General features: G+C 67.1%; 17 protein-coding genes. 14 read left to right on the top strand and 3 right to left on the bottom strand.

The genetic code is table 11. The annotated features are described in order from the left end of the window. Positions 1–27: 27 nt before the first annotated feature. The 3 genes from J3P44_RS04955 to J3P44_RS04945 form a co-directional block, all read right to left on the bottom strand. The gene (locus tag J3P44_RS04955; protein WP_255889116.1) at positions 28–627 is read right to left on the bottom strand and encodes a sugar O-acetyltransferase; all 600 of its coding nucleotides are present in this window, start codon (positions 625–627) and stop codon (positions 28–30) included. Then, complete coding sequence (locus tag J3P44_RS04950) at positions 566–1,498, bottom strand: HAD family hydrolase (RefSeq protein ID WP_255889165.1); 933 nt, start codon at positions 1,496–1,498, stop codon at positions 566–568. The genes J3P44_RS04955 and J3P44_RS04950 overlap by 62 nt, the downstream gene beginning before the upstream one ends. 67 nt (positions 1,499–1,565) lie before the next feature. Beyond that, a complete protein-coding gene (locus J3P44_RS04945) occupies positions 1,566–2,420 on the bottom strand; it encodes an IclR family transcriptional regulator (protein WP_255889115.1) in 855 nt (284 codons plus the stop codon). A 209-nt stretch (positions 2,421–2,629) separates the two neighbouring features. Between J3P44_RS04945 and J3P44_RS04940 the strand changes: the two genes are divergently transcribed. From J3P44_RS04940 to J3P44_RS04875, 14 genes are all read left to right on the top strand, one after another. Continuing rightward, a complete protein-coding gene (locus tag J3P44_RS04940; RefSeq protein WP_255889114.1) occupies positions 2,630–3,706 on the top strand; it encodes a substrate-binding domain-containing protein in 1,077 nt (358 codons plus the stop codon). A gap of 155 nt (positions 3,707–3,861) precedes the next feature. Continuing rightward, entirely contained in the window at positions 3,862–4,629 is a 768-nt protein-coding gene (locus J3P44_RS04935) for an ATP-binding cassette domain-containing protein (RefSeq protein WP_255889113.1), read from the top strand. After that, positions 4,626–5,870 (top strand): sugar ABC transporter permease, encoded by a 1,245-nt coding sequence (locus tag J3P44_RS04930; protein WP_255889112.1) that lies wholly within the window; start codon positions 4,626–4,628, stop codon positions 5,868–5,870. The genes J3P44_RS04935 and J3P44_RS04930 overlap by 4 nt, the downstream gene beginning before the upstream one ends. Positions 5,871–5,914: 44 nt before the next feature. After that, complete coding sequence (locus J3P44_RS04925) at positions 5,915–7,462, top strand: aldehyde dehydrogenase family protein (protein ID WP_255889111.1); 1,548 nt, start codon at positions 5,915–5,917, stop codon at positions 7,460–7,462. Between the two features lie 54 nt (positions 7,463–7,516). After that, positions 7,517–9,097 (top strand): GMC family oxidoreductase, encoded by a 1,581-nt coding sequence (locus J3P44_RS04920; protein WP_255889110.1) that lies wholly within the window; start codon positions 7,517–7,519, stop codon positions 9,095–9,097. 4 nt (positions 9,098–9,101) lie between these two features. Beyond that, a complete protein-coding gene (locus J3P44_RS04915) occupies positions 9,102–10,679 on the top strand; it encodes an acyl CoA:acetate/3-ketoacid CoA transferase (protein WP_255889109.1) in 1,578 nt (525 codons plus the stop codon). Beyond that, complete coding sequence (locus J3P44_RS04910; RefSeq protein WP_255889108.1) at positions 10,672–11,445, top strand: enoyl-CoA hydratase/isomerase family protein; 774 nt, start codon at positions 10,672–10,674, stop codon at positions 11,443–11,445. Before J3P44_RS04915 ends, J3P44_RS04910 begins: the two co-directional genes overlap by 8 nt. Positions 11,446–11,611: 166 nt before the next feature. Continuing rightward, positions 11,612–12,778 carry a glycoside hydrolase family 88 protein gene (locus tag J3P44_RS04905; RefSeq protein WP_255889107.1) on the top strand — a complete coding sequence of 389 codons (1,167 nt, stop codon included), beginning with the start codon at positions 11,612–11,614 and terminating at the stop codon, positions 12,776–12,778. Next, on the top strand, positions 12,775–13,488 hold the full coding sequence (locus J3P44_RS04900) for a bifunctional 4-hydroxy-2-oxoglutarate aldolase/2-dehydro-3-deoxy-phosphogluconate aldolase (RefSeq protein ID WP_255889106.1): 714 nt from the start codon (positions 12,775–12,777) through the stop codon (positions 13,486–13,488). The genes J3P44_RS04905 and J3P44_RS04900 overlap by 4 nt, the downstream gene beginning before the upstream one ends. A 1-nt stretch (position 13,489) precedes the next feature. Then, a complete protein-coding gene (locus J3P44_RS04895; RefSeq protein WP_255889105.1) occupies positions 13,490–14,482 on the top strand; it encodes a sugar kinase in 993 nt (330 codons plus the stop codon). A 39-nt stretch (positions 14,483–14,521) separates the two neighbouring features. After that, positions 14,522–15,010, top strand: coding sequence for a response regulator (locus J3P44_RS04890; RefSeq protein ID WP_255889104.1), 489 nt, complete (start codon positions 14,522–14,524; stop codon positions 15,008–15,010). Positions 15,011–15,799: 789 nt separating this feature from the next. After that, positions 15,800–16,093 (top strand): helix-turn-helix domain-containing protein, encoded by a 294-nt coding sequence (locus tag J3P44_RS04885; protein ID WP_255889103.1) that lies wholly within the window; start codon positions 15,800–15,802, stop codon positions 16,091–16,093. Beyond that, the gene (locus tag J3P44_RS04880; protein ID WP_255889102.1) at positions 16,090–16,467 is read left to right on the top strand and encodes a hypothetical protein; all 378 of its coding nucleotides are present in this window, start codon (positions 16,090–16,092) and stop codon (positions 16,465–16,467) included. The genes J3P44_RS04885 and J3P44_RS04880 overlap by 4 nt, the downstream gene beginning before the upstream one ends. A gap of 506 nt (positions 16,468–16,973) precedes the next feature. After that, on the top strand, positions 16,974–18,110 hold the full coding sequence (locus J3P44_RS04875; RefSeq protein ID WP_255889101.1) for an IS110 family RNA-guided transposase: 1,137 nt from the start codon (positions 16,974–16,976) through the stop codon (positions 18,108–18,110). Positions 18,111–18,557 lie beyond the last annotated feature (447 nt).

Here is an 18,557-nt window from a genome sequence, read left to right as displayed (position 1 = left end):
CGTGCGTTGATGCCTAGCGCTGACAACTCATACATCCGGGGCGACGTCGTCGGATAGCGGATCGATCGGGCGGACGAGGCGCGCGGGGTTCCCAACTGCGATGACGTTTGCCGGCAGATCTTTGGTGACTATGGAGCCCGCACCTATGACCGTGTTTGCGCCGATGGTGACACCGGGGCAAACGATGACGCCGCCGCCAAGCCAGACATTGTCGCCAATCGTGATGGGTAGAGCTGCTTCCCACTTCGCGCGCCGTGGCTCGGGATCGATTGGGTGAGTGGCGGTGAGAAGCTGCACGTTCGGACCTACCTGGCAGTCGTCACCGATCCGGATCGTGGCAACGTCCAGTGCCACGAGCCCGAAGTTGAAGAACGAGTTCGCTCCAACATGGAGGTTGAATCCGTAGTCGACTTCGAGCGGCGGTCTTATCTCAGTGCCGTCTCCGATCGTGCCGAGTAGGCCCCTAAGGAGGTTGCGCCGAGCGTCAACTTCTTTCGGCGAGGACGTGTTGTAGGTCCAGGTCGCCGCCTGTGCGGCCACATTCGCGGCTGCGAGGTCCGGATCGTCAGCGAGGTAGAGGTCGCCGGCCATCATTCGCTCGCGCATGCTGCGAGTGTCGTCGGTCATGGTCGTCTCCTGCGGGCCGTTGGGCCAAGGTGCTGGCTGTGTGGATCTGGATAAGGAGTTCAAGCAGTCGTGCGATGCCGTCCTCGTCATTGGCTGTCACCGCGAGGTCGGCGGCTGCGAGGACCTGGGGGCGGGCGTTGGCGGGTGCAGCGGTGAGGCCGGCGATGGCGAACATGCCCAGGTCGTTGGGCCCATCTCCGACGCACAGCACCTCGCTCCTGGTCAGGCCCTGCGTCGTGAGGTGAGCCCGGAGGGTGGAGCCTTTGTCGACGCCAGCGGCGGTGATCTCGAGGTAGTTCGGGTTCGAGAACTGGGCCTGCAACCCGGCCGGCATGCCGGCGGCGAGGGCCTCGAGCCGGTCGATGGCGTCGAGGTCGGAGATGAACATGAGCTTGTCTGGGCCGCCGGACCGGCGGGTCTGCTCGATGAGGTCGCGCAATGCGATAACGGTGGGCTGCGTGTGGGTGATGGTCGCCTCACGTTCGATGGCGTCATTCAACTCCGGGACGAGCCAGTCATCCAGGCGATACCAGCCGATGCTGACCTGGTTGGCATAGGCCGCCGCAATCATGGCGTGCGCTGCATCGAGGGGCGCTGGGCGATGGCCAAGTACCTCGAGTTCGCCGTTGACGTAGCACCCGAGGAGCGCGCCCTGGGAGGAGATGAACGGCGGCGAGGCTCCCACGACAGCGCCGCCGACCGCAGAAGGACCGTCGTCGAGCGCCTCGACGACGGGGCGCAGCGCTCCGGGGGCCCTTGAGGAGGCAAGCATGACCTCGACTCCCAAGGCCTGGGCCGCGGCGACGGCTTCGAGAGTCCGGGCGGTGACCCGGTGGTCGCTGGTCAGGAGCGTCCCGTCGACGTCGCACACCACCAGACGGATGTCGGCGAGCTGGCCGTACAGACCGGGCGTGAGCTCGTCGAGCGGGGTTGGCACTTCAGGCGTCCGGGATGGTCTCGAAGCCGGTGTCGGCCGACGGACGGATGCCGCCGATGTGGACCTCGATCTGGTGGGCGGCTTCCAGCAGGTCGGCGAGGTACGAGGGGATAGACGCCTTGTTCATCTGCTGCACCGTCCCGGCCAAGGCCAGGGAGCCGACCACCATGCCGGTGTAGTTGCGGAGCGGCACGGCGATTGAGCACAGTCCGACCTCGCGCTCCTGCTTGCAGATGGCGTACCCCTGGGTGCGGACCGTCACGAGCTGTCGCCGGAGGATTGCGGGGTCGGTAATGGTGGCCGGGGTCAGCTTCTGGAGGGGGTTGTTCAGGATGCGCTCCACCAAGCCAGCGTCGCTAGTGAACGCGAGCAGCACCTTCCCCGATGCGGTGGCGTGCAGGGGGCCACGGCGGCCGGCATTGGCGACCATCCGCAGCCCGGCCGGCGCCTCACCGCGGTCGAGGTAGAGAACGGCGTCGTCGTCCAGGATGCCGAGCAGGACGGACTCGCCGGTCTTAGCTGCGAGACCATCGAGGAACGGGCGCGCAGCGCGGGTGAACTCAACGTCGCGGACGACGCTCGAGCCAAGCTCGTAGAGCGCCCAACCCAGTCGGTACAGAGACGTGTAGGGGTCCTGCATGACGTACCGGCGAGTCATCAGGGTCGTGAGGACGTGATGCACGGTTGCCTTGGAGTGACCGGTGCGACGAGCGACATCGCTCACCCCAAGGGGACGGCCGGCGGCGCCCAGGCAATCCAGCACGTCCAGCGCCCGGTCCACCGCCTGCACGCGTCGCGATCCGTTCTGAGCGCTCGTCGGGGATGCCTTTTCGGTCGTGTCCGGCGTTGCAGACATCCGTGATCTCCCACCGTTGTTGGCGAACGCCAGTGTTCGCCGTGGAGTCATCACACCAGATGTGACGTGCATCGCAAATAGTGTTTGCGTAGTGCAAACGCTGTTCGAAAGCGACTGAGCCGGCTCCTACCTTTCCGGTGAACACCGTCACAGCGACCGGCCCGATCGGGAGGCCACACGCTGACCCTTCTGTGAAAGGCAGACACATCATGCGCATTCGCGCGGCAGCATCCCTCACCCTGGTGGCCCTCGCGGCGAGTCTCTCCCTGACCGCGTGCGGCTCCGACTCGGACGCCAGTTCCGGCAACGGCGCCGACGATTCGTACAAGATCGGCCTCCTCCTCCCGGAGACCGCGGTTGCCCGTTACGACGGCAAGGACAAGCCCTACTTCGAGGCCAAGCTCAAGGAACTGTGCCCCGACTGCGAGTTCCTTTACGCGAACGCCAACTCCGACGCCGGCGAGCAGAACGACCAGGCCAACTCGTTTCTGAGCCAGGGCGTCGACGTCCTGGTCGTTGACCCGTTCGACGGCAAGGCCGCCGCCAGCATCGTCAACTCGGCCGAGCAGGTCGACGTGCCCGTCGTTGCCTATGACCGACTCATCGACAGCCCCGATCTCGATTACGTCATCTCCAACGACTACCTCAAGGTCGGCGAGCTGCAGGCGCAGTCGCTAGTTGACAAGCTTGAGGCCGACGGTGTGAAGCCGGGTGATGGCGGCATCCTGATGATGAACGGCGCGACCACGGACAACAACGCCGGGAACATCAAGGCGGGCGCAATGAGCGTTATCGAGGGCAGCGGCTACGAGGTCCTCGCTGACATCGACACCTGGGACCCTGCCGAGGCCCAGGAGTGGGTGTCGGGCCAGATCACCCAGTTCGGTGACGAAATCGTCGGCATCTACTCCGCCAACGACGGCAACGCCGGAGGCGCCATCGCTGCGCTCAAGGCTGACGGGGTCGCGTCGATCCCGCCGATGACCGGACTCGACGCTTCCGTGGCCGGCTTGCAGTCCATCCTCGTCGGCGACCTGTACATGACGACCTACAACTCGTTCAAGGCCGAGGCCGAGAGCGCCGCCGAGGTCGCCCTGCAACTCGCGAAGGGCGAGACTCCCGACGCCCCGGCCGACGTCGAGGGCATCCCCGCCACGCTCAATGAGCCCGTCGCCGTGACTCTCGACAACATGGCCGACACCGTCTTTGCCGATGACTTCTACACCGTCGACGAGATCTGCACGGGCAAGTACGCCGACGCCTGCTCTAAGGCCGGCATCTCCTGACGACCTCCGCCGGCCGGCCACGTGTGGGTTCGCAGGCCGGCCGGCGGAACCCGCAGGACTGAGCCGACGGAAATGAAAGGACTCCTGACGTGAATGACTTCCTCAAGAGTGAGACCCCGAGCACGAACGGCGCCACAGCCGCCCCTCTTCTGCAAATGAAGGGCATCTGCAAGGACTTCGGCGCCATCCGGGCCCTCTCCGACATCGACCTGACGGTCAACCGCGGTGAGGTCGTCGCCCTCCTCGGCGACAACGGCGCAGGCAAGTCGACACTCGTCAAGGTTCTCGCCGGCGTCCACCCTCACGACGAAGGCGTCGTGGAGTTCGACGGCCAGGCCGCCGACATCTCCACCCCGGCCGCTTCCCGCGCCCTCGGCATCGCCACCGTCTACCAAGACCTCGCCCTGTGCGACAACCTCGACGTCGTCGCCAACCTCTTCCTTGGCTGCGAGCGCGGTCGTCCCCTACTTGCCGAGGAGGAGATGGAGCAGCGCGCTTGGGACCTCCTCAAGCAGCTCGCCGCCAAGATTCCCTCGGTCCGCATCCAAGTCGCCGCACTCTCCGGCGGCCAGCGTCAGACCGTAGCCATCGCCCGGTCCCTCATCGGCGAGCCCGCACTTGTGATGCTCGATGAGCCCACCGCCGCCCTGGGTGTCGCCCAAACCGCTGAGGTACTCAATCTCATCGAGCGCCTGCGGGACCGCGGCCATGCCGTTCTGCTCATTACTCACAACCTCGCCGACGTACGAGCCGTCGCCGACCGGGTCGTCGTGCTCCGCCTGGGCCACAACAACGGCGACTTCAAGGTCAGGGAGACCACCCAGGAAGACATCGTTGCCGCGATCACCGGCGCCACCGACAGCGCCGTCACCCGCCGCGCGGCCGCGGTAGCCGAACGAGCCAAGATGGAGACCCAGTCATGACCGACACGCAGACCCCGACCTCGCTGGACCTCGCAGATGAGCGGCTGATCATGCACAGCGGTGTCCGAGGCTGGCTCAGCGTCACCTGGAACCGCATCCGCTCCGGCGATGTTGGCTCCCTGCCGGTCATCATCGGCCTGGTCATCATCTGCGTCGTCTTCCAGGCGTTGAACCCGTTCTTCCTCTCCAGCGCCAACCTCACCAACCTGCTGCTCGAGTCCGCGGCCGTAGGCACCATCGCCATCGGCATCGTGCTTGTCCTCCTCGTCGCCCAGATCGACCTCTCGGTCGGCTCCATGAGCGGGCTGGCTAGTGCCATCCTCGGCGTCGGGCTCACCCAGCACGGCTGGTCCGTGCCGGTCGCCATGGCCGTCGCCCTCATCGCCGGTATCGCCGTCGGTGCGCTCTACGGCTTTATCTTCGTGAAGTTCTCGGTTCCCAGCTTCGTCATCACCCTCGCGGGCCTTCTTGCCCTGCTCGGACTGCAGCTGCGCATCCTCGGTACGAATGGGTCAATCAACATCCCCTTCGAGTCCGGCATCGTGAAATTCACTCAGGCCACTTTTCTCCCGCCAGTCGCCTCTTATGTGCTGGCAGCGGTCGCGGTCGCCGGGTGGGTCGCATCTCGCTTCGCCCGTGCGCGCCGTCGTGCCGCCGCCCACCTCTCGACCGGCTCCATGACCGGCACCCTCATCACCGCCGCCGGGCTTCTCGTCGCCGCCGAAGCCGCACTGTGGTACCTCAACGACACCCGCGGTGTCGGTGCCTCCTTCGTGCTGTTCCTCGCCCTCGTCGTCATCTTCGATTTCCTCCTTCAGCGCACCCGCTGGGGCCGCTCGGTCTACGCCGTCGGTGGCTCCGTCGAGGCCGCCCGACGGGCCGGCCTGAAAGTCACGGCCGTCTACATGTCCGTGTTCATCGCGTGCTCCGCCCTCGCTGCCCTCGGCGGACTCCTGGCCGCCGGACGGCTCGCAACCGCCTCCATCAGCAGTGGAACTGGCGACACCAACCTCAATGCCATCGCCGCAGCCGTCATCGGCGGCACGAGCCTCTTCGGCGGACGCGGCAACGTCTGGTCGGCCCTGCTCGGCATCCTCACCATCTCGGCGATCTCCAGCGGGCTCACCCTCTTGAGCCTGTCCTCGGACATCCGGTTCATCATCACTGGTGGAGTGCTCATGCTGGCTGTGATCGTGGACTCCATCGCTCGCAGGTCCCGCGAGGCCCACGGCCGAGCCTGACCCCCGTCTTTACGGCAGACCCAACCCACACAGGAGAAGCCCTCATGACCAGCACCACTGACACCCAGACCGCCGGCAGCGACAGGGGCAAGGACGCGTCGAGCGAGTCCCGCACCTACGGGAACTTCATCAACGGCACCTGGGTGTCCCGCGACGAGCTCATCGACCGCTACAACCCTGCCACTGGCGAGCTCGTCGCCCGCTTCGCCGACGGCACCGCCGCCGACGTCCACCGGGCCGTCGCTGCCGCACGCAAGGCGTTCGACACCGGCCCCTGGTCGCAGACCTCGGGCGCCGAGCGCGGCGAGCTGCTCTACCGCATCGCAGAGCGCATCGAGGCCCAGGTCGAGCGGCTGGCACACATCGAGGTGCAGGAGACCGGCAAGACCATCAGAGTCGCGCGCGGCGACCTCGCTGGCGTGGTAAGCCACTTCAAGAACGCCGCCGGCCTGGCATGGCAGACCACCGGTGAATCCCTTGAGAACCTCGGCCCCACCCTGACCGCGGTCAACGTCCGAGAGCCGGTCGGCGTCACCGGCTTGGTGATCCCGTGGAACTTCCCGGCCCTCATCCTCGCTCAAAAGCTCCCCTACGCCCTCGCAGCCGGGTGCACCGCAGTCGTGAAGCCCGCCGAGACCACCTCTGGCACGGCGTGCGAGATCGCCCGCATCTGCGAGGAGGCCGGACTGCCGGCCGGAGTCCTCAACGTCGTCACCGGCTACGGCCCCACCGCCGGCCAGGCGCTCACCGAGCACCACGGCGTCGACTACGTCAGCTTCACCGGATCCACCGCGTCGGGTCGCAAGGTCATCGAGGCGTCCAAGAGCAACCTCAAGCGCCTCGCCCTCGAACTCGGCGGCAAGGCGGCGACCGTGGTCTTCGCCGACGCCGACCTCGACGACGCAGCCGACGCAGCCCTGTTCGCCATCACGTTCAACCAGGGCGAGTGCTGCGTGTCAGGCACCCGGCTGCTCATTGACGACACCGTCGCCGACGAGTTCCTCACCGAGCTGGTCCGACGTGCCGAGAAGCTCATCGTCGGTGACCCTATGGACGACGCCACCGACGTCGGTGCGCTCATCCACTCCCAGCACCTCGACCAGGTCCTCAGCTTTATCAAGCAGGGCGTCGACGGCGGCGCGAAGCTCCTCACCGGCGGCGAGCGGCTCACCGACGGCGTGCACGCCAACGGACAGTTCGTTGCCCCGACCGTGTTCGACCACGTCGACCCGAACGCCGCGATCTTCCAGCAGGAGATCTTCGGGCCCGTCCTCAGCGTCACCCGCTTCCACAACGAGGACGAGGCCATCGCCCTGGCCAACGACAGTATCTACGGGCTCGCGAACTCAGTGTGGACCAAGAACATCGACACCGCCCACCGCGTCAGCCGGGCCCTGCGCAGCGGCACCGTCTGGGTCAACACGACCATCGACGGCTCCGCGCAACTCCCGCTCGGGGGGTACAAGCAGAGCGGATACGGCCGCGAGGGCGGCAAGCACGGTCTGGAGGAGTTCACGAACATCAAGAGCATCCAGACGCGCATAGGCAAGCGCCGCCACGCCTACCCGCACACTCGGGGTCCGGTGGCCTGACTGCAGCCCAGCCCGCAACCTCTAGCCCCACAAGATCCTGCAAGGAAGAAGACCATGGACTACGACTACGTGATTGTCGGCGCCGGCACCGCCGGATGTGTCCTCGCCAACCGGCTCACCGAGGACCCCTCGGTCCGGGTGCTCCTCCTTGAGGCCGGCAGCCGCGACCTCAACCCGATGATCCACGTCCCGGGCGGCATCCCGTTCCTGTTCGGCCCGCGCGTGAACTGGCGTTTCCACACCGTCCCGCAGAAGAACCTGGACCACCGTCGCATCTGGTACCCCCAAGGCAAGACCTTGGGCGGGTCCAGCTCCATCAACGCCATGATCTACATCCGCGGGCAGCGGGAGGACTACGACGGCTGGGCCGACCAAGGAAACAAGGGCTGGAGCTACGAAGACGTCCTGCCGTACTTCCGCAAGTCCGAGGACAACAACCGGCTCCTCGACGAGTACCACGGCCAAGGCGGCCCCCAGGCCGTGTCGGACCAGACCAACCCGCACATTCTGAGCAAATCGTTCGTCCAAGCGGCTATCGGCTGGGGCCTGCCCTACAACCCCGACTTCAACGGCGAGACGATGTACGGCGCGGGCCTTTACCAGGTCACATTTCGAGGGGGGCTCCGCCGCTCGCAGGCAGCCTCATTCCTACACCCCATCTTCAGGCGTAGGAACCTCAAGGTCCGCACCCACAGTCGCGGCATGCGCCTCCGGGTGGAGGCCGGCAAGGTGACGGGCGTCGAGCTGCGCGGTCGCGGCTCGTCACAGATCGTCCGCGCCCGTCGCGAGGTCATCTTGTCCGCAGGCGCCATCAACACCCCGCGCGTACTGATGCTCTCGGGCATTGGCGACGCCGACGAGTTGTCTGCTGTCGGGGTGAAGCCGGTCCACAACCTGCCCGGCGTCGGGAAGAACCTGATGGACCACCTCAACACCAACGTTCACCCCGCCCTCAAGGAGCCGATCGGCTACGACGGGCTGCAGAAGTTCCCGCACATGATCAACCCCGGCTTGAAGTGGATGATCCTGCGCAGCGGCCCAGCCTCGTCGGTCATCGTCGAGGGAGGCGGCTTCTTCATGAGCCCCGGCGAGACCCGCCCCGACATGCAGGTCCACATCGCTCCTGCCTCGGTGGTGCGTGGCGGTCAGACGCAGCTCGACAGCCACGGATTCACCATCAACTCCACCTTCCTGCGCCCGCAGAGTGTCGGCTCGATTCGACTTGCATCCACCGACCCCCTCGCCGAACCGCTCATCGACCCCAACTACCTCGACCAGCAGAAGGACCGCGAAATGGCAGTCCTGCAGGTACGAACGATTCGCGAGGTCCTTGCCCGGCCAGAGATACGCGAGTTCATCTCCCACGAGCGGCTCCCTGGCGGCGACGCCCAGACCGACGAAGAGATCATGAAGTACGTCCGGCAGTACGCCTCGTGCGACTACCACCCGGTCGGCACCGCAAAGATGGGCAGCGACGACATGGCCGTCGTCGACGACCAGCTCCGCGTCCACGGCCTGGAAAACCTGCGCGTCATCGACGCCTCCATCATGCCGAGGCTCGTCTCCGGCAACACGATGGCGCCCACCATGATGATCGCCGAAAAGGGCGCCGACCTCGTCAAGGCCGGAAGCTGACCCGATGACGAAGATCCTCACAGCCTCCGAGGCCGCAGCGCTAGTCCCCAGCGGCGCGACCATCCTCATCGACGGCTCCGGCGGAGGCGTCAACGAGCCAACCGCGGTCCTCCAGGCTCTCGAAGAGTGCTTCGCGCAGACCCAGCGACCGACCGGCCTGACCGTCCTCCACGTGTCCGGCATGGGCGACGGCAAGGGAGGCGGCATCGACCTCCTCGCCCATGAGGGCATGGTCGCCCGCGTCATCGGCGGCCACTGGGGCTGGTCCTCGCGGATGCAGGAGATGGCGTTCGCCGAAAAGATCCAGGCCTACTGCCTCCCACAGGGGACCCTCTCCCACCTCCTGCGCGACATCGCAGCCGGACGCCCCGGCGTCGTCAGCCACGTCGGCCTCGGCACCTTCGTCGACCCGCGCCACGGCGGTGGCCGACTCAACGAGTCCGCCGTCGATGACCTCGTCGAGGTCGTCGAGCTCGGCGGTCGCGAATGGCTGTTCACCAAGGCGTTCCCCATCGACGTCTCCGTCATCCGGGCCACCACTGGCGACACCGACGGCAACCTTGTCATGGACGGGGAGGGCCTGCTCGCCGAGACCCTGTCCGCCGCCCAGGCGGCTCGCAACAGCGGCGGCATCGTCATCGCCCAGGTTCGCAACCTCGTCGATGCCGGCACGCTGGACCCCCGCCGCGTCCGGGTGCCCGGCATCCTCGTCGACGCCGTCGTCATCGACCCGAACCAGCGCCTGTCAGCGGCCACCGCGGACGACCCGTACCTGACTGGCGCCCTGCGTGCCCCAGCCACCAGCCACATCCCGATGCCGCTGAGCGTCCGCAAGGTCATCGCCCGACGGGCTGCCCTCGAGGTCCGCTCCCAGGACGTCATCAACCTCGGCTTCGGCATGCCCGACGGCGTTGCCTCTGTGCTCGCCGAGGAAGGGCTCGGCGACCAGGTCACCTTCACTGTCGAGCAGGGCCACATCGGTGGCGTCCCGGCCGGCGGCAGCGACTTCGGCATGGCCGTGAATCCCGCCGCGAGCATCGATGCCGGCCACCAGTTCGACTGGTACGACGGCGGTGGACTCGACGTCACCGTCCTGTCCTTCGCACAGGTCGACGCGGCCGGCAACGTGAACGTGGGCCGCTTCGGCGGCCGCGCACCCGGCGTCGGAGGATTCATCAACATCTCCCAGGGCACACAGCGCGTCGTGTTCGTCGGCACCTTCGTCGCCACTCGCGACGCCTACGAGCTCGGCGGCGAGAAGGCCATCGGCCTCCCGTCTGGAGGGTCGAACAAGTTCGTCGAAGAGGTCGAACAGATCAGCTTCTCCGCCGAACGCGCCCACGAGACCTCGCAGAGCGTCATTTATGTCACCGAGCGCGCCGTGTTCGAGCTCCGACCCGACGGCCTCACCCTCACCGAGATCGCCCCAGGCATCGACGTCGAGGCCGACGTTCTCACCCACATGGACTTCCGCCCCAAGGTTGCAGCCGACCTGCGCCAGATGGACGCCCGTTCCTACTTCACGCCCCCGATGGGCCTCACCCTCGCGCCGCAAACCCAGAAGGGAGCCGTCGATGAATGATCTGCTCACCGTGGAGGAGGACCGCGGCGTCCTCCTCGCCACCCTGAACCGGCCCAACAAGGGAAACGCCCTCAACCAGCCCCTCATCGACGCCATCGACGACTTCTGCGCCGAGGTCGAGGCACGCGCCGCCGCCGGGGAGCCGCGCACCATCGTCCTCACCGGAGCCGGAGAGAAGGCCTTCTGCGCCGGCGCCGATGTCACCGAGCTCGATGGGATCTCCGCCGACCAAGCACGAGCCCAGATGCTGCGCGGGCAGCAGGTCTTCGACCGCCTCGAGCGCCTCCCCGTCGCCGTCATCGGCGCCATCAACGGGTTCGCCCTCGGCGGCGGCCTCGAGCTCGCGATGTCCACCGACTTCCGCGTCGCCCACCCGAGCGCACGCGTCGGGCAGCCGGAGATCAGCCTCGGCAACATCCCGGGCTGGGGCGGAACCCAGCGCCTCCCCGCCCTCGTCGGCCGCGGCCTGGCGACCGAGATGATCTTGACCGGCGACCTCATCACCGCCCAGCGCGCCTACGAGATCGGCTTGGTCAACGCCGTCAACGACGACCCACTCGAATGGGCCACCGACAAGGCCCAGCGCATCGCCCAGAACAACCCCGTCGCCGTCTCCGGCGCCAAGGTCGCAATCCGCACCGGCCTCGAAGCCGGCATGGCCCAAGGACTCGTCGTCGAGGCCGACGCAGTCGCCGACTGCTGCGACACCGACGTCCAGAAGGCGGCCGTACGCGCCTTCCTCGACCGCAGGAGCCGCCGCTCTTAGCCCAGAGCCCTCACCCAGCACCTCATCCAGCTCGACGCCACGGCGTCGGGTTCCAGCTGAACGCGCGCCGACACCGACGTGCGCTCTACCTGCCATGCCCGCACGGCCCAGACGACTGACCAGACAAAGACCCGCCGAGACCCATGAACTGTCAGAGGAGCACCCGATGAACGCCGCCGACTCGACGCCACCCGCCACCACCGCACCCCCGGCCAGGCACCTGTCGATCGACGAGGCACTCGACGCGGCAGCGAAGAAGGTCCGCAACCTCATCACCACCCACCCCGGCGAGTGGCCCACCTACACCAAAAACGGCCGCTGGGTCTTCGACGCCGACCCGTGGGCCCCCACATGGAGCGGCGGATTCCTCACCGGCCAACTGTGGGTCCACGCGCAGCGCACCGGCGACCCGTGGTGGCGCGAGCAAGCGGAGAAGTACTCCCTCCTCCTCGAGCCCCGCCAACACGACCTCACCACCCACGACATCGGGTTCCTCTTCGACCATAGCTGGGGTCGCTGGTACGACCTCGAGCCGTCCAGCCACGCAGCGGCCGTACTCATCACCGCCGGCCGCAGCATGGCCAGCCGGTACCGCGAGCACGGCGGCTACCTGTGCACCTGGGTCGACCCCGGCAGCACCTTCATCGACGTCATGATGAACGTCGGCATCATCATGCGTGCCGCCGAGCTCTCCGGCGACCAGAAGCTCCGCGACATTGCCGTCACCCACACCCGCACCTCCCTGCGCTACCTCGTTCGTGGCGACGGCAGCACCGTTCACGAGGGCTGGTTCGACACCACCACAGGCGAGTTCCTCCGAGCCGCCACCCACCAAGGCTCCCGCGCCGACTCGTCCTGGGCCCGCGGCCAGTCATGGGCCATATACGGGTTCACCACCATGTACCGCCACACCGGCGATGAGGACTTCCTCGACGCCGCCCGCCGCACAGCCGACTACTTCCTCGCCCACACCCTTGAGGACGGAGTCCCGCCGAACGATTTCCGCGACGCCGACGGTGACAACAAGCGCGAAGCCTCCGCTGGTGCCATCGCCGCCGCCGGTCTGCTGCTGCTCAGCCGCACCATCGAAGGCCCCAGCGTCGACGGGCCCTACGGCCAGCAGGCCCGCCGCCTCGTGAACACGCTGTCCTCAACCGAATACATCTCCGCCGACCTCCCCGAGTACGAGGGAGTCCTGCGGCACGCGACGTACCACTACCGCAACGGACTCGGCATCGACGAGAGCGTCATGTGGGGCGACCACTTCCTCGTCGAAGCCCTCGACGGCATCCGCCGTGCCGACCAGGCCCAGAACCAGGAGGGCGGTCGATGATGCCGGCTCGAGTCCATCTCACCGCCGACCGCCTCCACCGCAGCGGCGTCACCCTCGCCAGCCGTGCCGCCGCCGTGAAGGAGCAGCTGCGCGGCTCAGGCGTGGTCGCCGTGCTCCGCGCCTCCACCGCGGAGCACTTCATTCCCGCCGCTCGCGTCCTCACCGACGCCGGAGTCCACGCCCTCGAAATCACCCTGACCGCTGATGGCGCCCTCGACGCCCTGTCGGCCATCCGGCAGGAGTTTGGCGGCCACGTTGTCGTCGGCGCCGGAACCGTCCTCACCCACGCCCAAGCGATCGACTGCATCCGCCACGGAGCGGAGTTCCTGGTGTCGCCCGTCGTCAACGAAGGCGTCATCCGGACCGGACACGCGAGCTCCATCCCCGTCTACCCCGGCGCCCTCACCCCGACCGAGTTCGAGACCGCCGACCGCCTCGGTGCCGATCTCGTCAAGCTGTTCCCCGCCAACGCCATGGGGCCCTCGTACCTAAAGGACCTCCACGGCCCCATGCCGCACCTAGACATCATGCCCACCGGCGGCATCAGCCTCGACAGCATCGCGACCTGGCTCGCGGCCGGCGCCGTCACCGTCGGTCTCGGCGGACCCCTCATGGGTGACGCCCTCAACGGCGGAGACCTCGACGCCCTCGCCTATCGAGCTCAGAAGGCTGTCGCCGCCGTGCGAGAAACCCGAGCAGGAGATCAGTGACATGACGTCGTCGACGTGCACGTCGGGAATCCCTCTGAACGAAGCGAGAGGCACCCTCATCACCTTTGGCGAGACCATGGGACTCTTCGGCGCCTCTCGGCTTGGCCGATTCGGCCTGGAACGGAACTTCGTCCTCGGCATCGGCGGCGCCGAATCAAACGTAGCCATCGGAGCGGCACGACTCGACGCGACCGCGGCGTGGTTCGGTCGCCTCGGGGACGACTCCACCGGCAGCCTCATCGAGACCATCCTCCGCAACGAGGGCGTCGAGACGCACGTCACCCGTGACAACGCGTTCACCGGACTCATGGTCAAACACGAACGCTTCGCAGGCTCCAGCCACGTCGACTACCACCGCGCCGGCAGCGCTGGCTCCCGACTTAGCCCCGATGACATCCCCGAGGACGCCGTGCGCGCAGCAAGCATCTTGCACTTCACCGGCATCACCCCCGCCCTCAGCGAGTCGGCGAGGGCAGCGACCTACGCCACCATCGACACCGCGCGGGCAGCAGGCGTGACTGTCTCCTTTGACGTGAACTTCCGCAACAAGCTCTGGACAAGCAGCACCGTCGATGCAGCCGCCGTCCTACGCGATCTGCTCAATCTCTCCGACATCGTGTTCGCCGGCCCGGACGAAGCCGGACTCGTACTGGGCACCGAGTTCCGGTCCAGTCGTGAAGCCGCCCAGGGTATGCGCGACGCCGGCGTGGTCGAGGTCGTCATCAAGGATGGCGCCCGTGGTTGCTTCGCCGACGACGGACAGGAAAGCCACGCCGTCCCTGCGGTCAACGTTCCGGTGGTAGATCCGGTCGGTGCTGGCGACGCGTTCGTCGCCGGCTACCTCGCTGATCGGCTCGCGGGCCGCTCCCTCTACGCACGCCTACGCACCGCCGTCCAGGTCGGCGGCCTCGCCGTCTCAGTGCCGGGCGACTGCGAGAACCTTCCCCGACGCCGCGACCTGAATTCGCTCGGCGGCGTCGACGTCGCACGTTGAGACGTTAGGAACGAACATGAGGAAGCGGAGGTCGCCTTGGTGGTCGAGACATCCGAATCAGATCCGATCGAGCTGCTTGCCATTGCTGACTGCGGTGAGCACTCCAGCGATAAGTGCGGCGAAGTGAAGAGGCAGCTGCACTTCCTGATCGTTGACGACACCGAGGACATGCGCGAACTGATGGTGCGATTGGTCGAGCGGTCTGGCCACATGGCTGATGAGGCCGCGGACGGCGTCGAGGCAACGGTCGCGCTGTCTGCGAACCGGTACGACGTGATGCTGCTCGATCTTTCGATGCCGCGCATGAATGGTGAGGATGTCGTGCGGTGGCTCCACTCTCATCCCGATCGCGCTGAGGGCATGCGCACTGTAGTCGTGAGTGCCTGGGCCGGCGAGAGACGCGGAACCCTGCAGGAGCTTGGGGTTACGGATATCCTGACCAAGCCATTCCGGCGGCAACACCTCACCGACCTCATCGCCGAGTTCACGCCCGATTCTGGAGATCAGCGTGAGCGCCACCTCCCGTAGCGACGAGCCTCGGAAACCGTCATGATCCTCTGGTCGTCACAACGTGCCGACGATTCTCCGTCTGATCTTGTTGAGCCAGTTGCGTGGCCAGACGAGGCCGAGGCAACGTCGGGAGACGAACCCCCGTGTAGTAAGAGAGAGACCCCCGGTGGGGACTTAGCTAACGGCCTTGCGTCCAGGCGCAGCCGCCGACGTGCGCTGCGCCCACCTGGGCAAGCCCAGGCTGGCTAGGCGGGTAAGCCCTACCAGGAATGCCGCGCTCGCCCTCAACGCTCCGGTCTCAATCATGACTACGCCTGCATAGGCAGTGGCGCCGGACTTCCGGTGGATTGAACCGCCCACGGTCTCGGGTCCGTGGGCGGTTCTGCTCGAACCGTAGTAGCGACTGCGCGTGGCCGCCCGTCAATGTGACGCAACGCACCACAGGCCCCGATGTCGCGGGGGTGGGTTGCGTCTGGGCTACCTCTTTCCTGATCACGAATGTCACGGCAGCGCACCCGACCCATCACGAGCGAGAAGCAGCCTCGGTCGACTGACTTCGGACGATTCCGATACACACCCGACCAATGCCACACGTTTGACCTCACCAAGTCCCTCGCACCCTATGCACTGTCGGATTGAATTTCGGCGGACGAAACCTGGTGAGGCCTCGCTCGTGGTCCTGATGACCGGCGCCGTCGAACGCTCGAGGCGCCGAAGCTGTCCGATCGGCACGAGCCTTCGTTGCTTCTCCCCACCGTCGACAAGCGACGACGGCTAGCGCCGAGACACACCGCAGGAGAATCCGCCATGAAGGACGACACCGACAGTTCACTGCAGCCCACGCTCTGGGGAGAGGCACCCGAGCCCCGGGTGACCAACGCCCGCTCACGGGTTGCCGCACGTCAGCACCGAGCAGCTGCTGAGGCTGGCGAGCTGTGGACGATCGACGAGGTCGCCGACTACCTCGGCGTCCCGAAGCAGACCGTCTACTGCTGGCGCACGAGCGGTTACGGGCCGGCCGGCTTCCGCGTCGGCAAGCACCTGCGGTGGCGGGCGTCGACGGTGATCGCGTGGACGCTCGAGCTCGAGCGTCAACGGTGACCGAGGCGAACGAGCAGAACGAGCCCAAGCGGTCCTGTCCGCGATGCGGGGAGCCCATCGTCGACGTCCTTCCCAGACTGCCGGGACGACCGCGGCGGTGGTGCTCGGCGAAGTGCCGCCGAGCAGCATCGGAGGAACGACGAGCCGCGGCGGCCGGGGCGATCGCCACGCAGTACGTCCAGGTCGACCTCTCCCTCGACGACCACGTGCAGGCGGTGCTGGTGTCGCCGGCCGCGTGCCGGCGCGTCCTGCGGGACCTGCGCGAGCGGTATGACGCCGGGGAGCTCGGCGACGCGCGGTGGAGCCCCGTGGCCGACGAGCTCCAACGCACCCGTCCGCAACCCCGCCCCACCGTTCGCTGGGGTGCGCGGTGACGCACACGAGCGAGCAGCGCACCGTTTGTCCGCCCCGGCAGCTAGCGAGTCAGGTCTCGGAATCCGCGCGGCCAGCATTCATCTACATTCCCCGGACTGCGGACGATCGCCTAACCGCGGAAAGCGGTCAACCCGCTACCGGAGCGTTCACGCATCCGATCCGAATCGAACGCCCCAGCCTTCCGCCACGCCCCCTCAGCGTCCCCCCAGATTTTCGCGACAGACCAAGTGCCACACACCTCTTGCATCTGCGGCAGAGTTTCGTCCGTCATAAACCCCCTGCGGGGCCGCAGCGCCGCCGGGAAGGCTCACCTCTTGCTGCCCCTCCCCCGTTCTACGCGGGGGTGGTGGCTCTCAGAATGGTTGCCTCCCGGCGGCGTCCCCCCGGTCGGCGGTGACGCCCGATAGAGGCATGAGAACCACCAGAACCACCGGTTGTTCTGCAGATGCTTGCGCGTCGCCGACCCCGCGGACCTCAGGCATCCGTTAGCGAAAGGCACCGCCTCTTGTACGCCGGCATCGACACTCACAAGGACACGCTCGCGGTCGCGGTCATCGACCACGCCGGCCGCGCGCTCGCTTCCCTCGAGCTCCCGAACACCAACACTGGATTCGCCGAGCTCACCGCTCTGCTTGCCGACCATCAGGTGCAGCGAGTCGGCATCGAGGGCTCCGGCGCCTACGGCCGCTCCGTGGCCGTTCACCTCGCATTGGAGCACCCTGACCAGGACCTTGCCGTGGTCGAGGTGCCCACGTTGATGACCTCACGCGAGCGGCGCGGCAAGCCCGGCCAGGGCAAGACCGACCCTGTCGACGCGCTCGCGATCGCCCGGATCACCGCCCGCGAACCCGGACTCCCACCCGTCCGGCTGACGGTCGGGCCGGCCGCGGACATGCGGGCGCTGCTGGACTACCGCGACGAGCTGATCGCTGAACGCACCGCCCTGGCCAACCGCGTCCACGCCGAACTCGCCGGCCTGCTCCCGGGCTACCAGCACCAGATCGGCTCGCTGACCACCAAGGTCCGGATCCGCCAGGCCATCGACCTACTGGCCCAGATCACCGGCGCCGGCGCGGTCCGTGCCGACCTCTCCCGCCGCCGGCTCGAGCGGATCCTGACCATCGACACCGAAGCTCAAGAGCTGCGCAAAACCATCGCCGGACTGGTCGAGGACACCGGCACCACGTTGACCGAGGAGTACGGCATCGGCCCGCTGATCGCCGCTCGGTTCATCGCCGAGGTCGTCGACGTACGCCGCTATCCCACCCGCGACACGTTCGCCGCAGCCAACGGCACCGCGCCCATCCCCGCATCGTCAGGGCGCACGGTGCGGCACCGCTTCAACCCCGGCGGGAACCGCCAGCTCAACCGCGCGCTCTACACGGTCGCGATCACCCAGATCCGCGCCGACACAGAAGGCCGCCGCTACTACGAAGCCAAACGAGCCCAGGGCAAGACCCGACGCGAAGCCCTGCGCTGCCTGAAGCGACGACTCTCCGACGTCGTCTACCGCCGCATGCGTGTCGACGCCCGCGCCTTCAACGTCACCGACCTACCAAAACTGACGAGCACCAACGAGCATCGTCGGGAGACGCTGGCGGTGGATGCGGGCGACGCAAAGGAGGCACGACTGACGGCCTGAACGGCCAGCGGCGTGGCAGAACTTCCAGCCCCGATCCTGCTCTTCACTGAAGCGTTCGCACCGCATCCACCTGCGCTTGAGGCTACTCCCGAACCCGCGTCCGAGGACGCTGGACATAGAGGCCCATTCTCGGTCCGATTTCGTCCGGCGAAATCGCGTCCCCTGCTCAGACAGCGGCGCGCTCCTCGCCGGTTCGACGTTGTAATCGGACAGATTGATCGCTGCGCCCCTCCACTGCGCCTTTGGTGACTGACGACGAACGTTGGACGACAGCGCAGGGAGACCGAAGAGGATGAACGGCGACAGAAACGGGCGAGAGCAACCGGGCCTCTGGGACGAGGAAACTCCATCCACGGACAACCCGGAGCCTGACCAGCCGCACCAGTCTGGGGCCAGCAAGGCGGCCAAGCGAAGTTCGGCAAGTGAGGCGCAACCGTCGACCACGAC

The sequence above is a fragment of the Nocardioides astragali genome, assembly GCF_024436375.1.
GTDB classification, from domain to species: Bacteria; Actinomycetota; Actinomycetes; order Propionibacteriales; family Nocardioidaceae; genus Nocardioides; species Nocardioides astragali.
This window is presented reverse-complemented; position numbering and strand designations above follow the sequence as displayed.

Coding starts and splice junctions, on each gene's coding strand:
- J3P44_RS04935 (WP_255889113.1), top strand. CDS start 3,862: ATGAAGGGCATCTGCAAGGACTTCGGCGCCATCCGGGCCCTCTCCGAC.
- J3P44_RS04885 (WP_255889103.1), top strand. CDS start 15,800: ATGAAGGACGACACCGACAGTTCACTGCAGCCCACGCTCTGGGGAGAG.
- J3P44_RS04895 (WP_255889105.1), top strand. CDS start 13,490: ATGACGTCGTCGACGTGCACGTCGGGAATCCCTCTGAACGAAGCGAGA.
- J3P44_RS04940 (WP_255889114.1), top strand. CDS start 2,630: ATGCGCATTCGCGCGGCAGCATCCCTCACCCTGGTGGCCCTCGCGGCG.
- J3P44_RS04910 (WP_255889108.1), top strand. CDS start 10,672: ATGAATGATCTGCTCACCGTGGAGGAGGACCGCGGCGTCCTCCTCGCC.
- J3P44_RS04900 (WP_255889106.1), top strand. CDS start 12,775: ATGATGCCGGCTCGAGTCCATCTCACCGCCGACCGCCTCCACCGCAGC.
- J3P44_RS04905 (WP_255889107.1), top strand. CDS start 11,612: ATGAACGCCGCCGACTCGACGCCACCCGCCACCACCGCACCCCCGGCC.
- J3P44_RS04915 (WP_255889109.1), top strand. CDS start 9,102: ATGACGAAGATCCTCACAGCCTCCGAGGCCGCAGCGCTAGTCCCCAGC.
- J3P44_RS04945 (WP_255889115.1), bottom strand. CDS start 2,420: ATGTCTGCAACGCCGGACACGACCGAAAAGGCATCCCCGACGAGCGCT.
- J3P44_RS04955 (WP_255889116.1), bottom strand. CDS start 627: ATGACCGACGACACTCGCAGCATGCGCGAGCGAATGATGGCCGGCGAC.
- J3P44_RS04930 (WP_255889112.1), top strand. CDS start 4,626: ATGACCGACACGCAGACCCCGACCTCGCTGGACCTCGCAGATGAGCGG.
- J3P44_RS04920 (WP_255889110.1), top strand. CDS start 7,517: ATGGACTACGACTACGTGATTGTCGGCGCCGGCACCGCCGGATGTGTC.
- J3P44_RS04925 (WP_255889111.1), top strand. CDS start 5,915: ATGACCAGCACCACTGACACCCAGACCGCCGGCAGCGACAGGGGCAAG.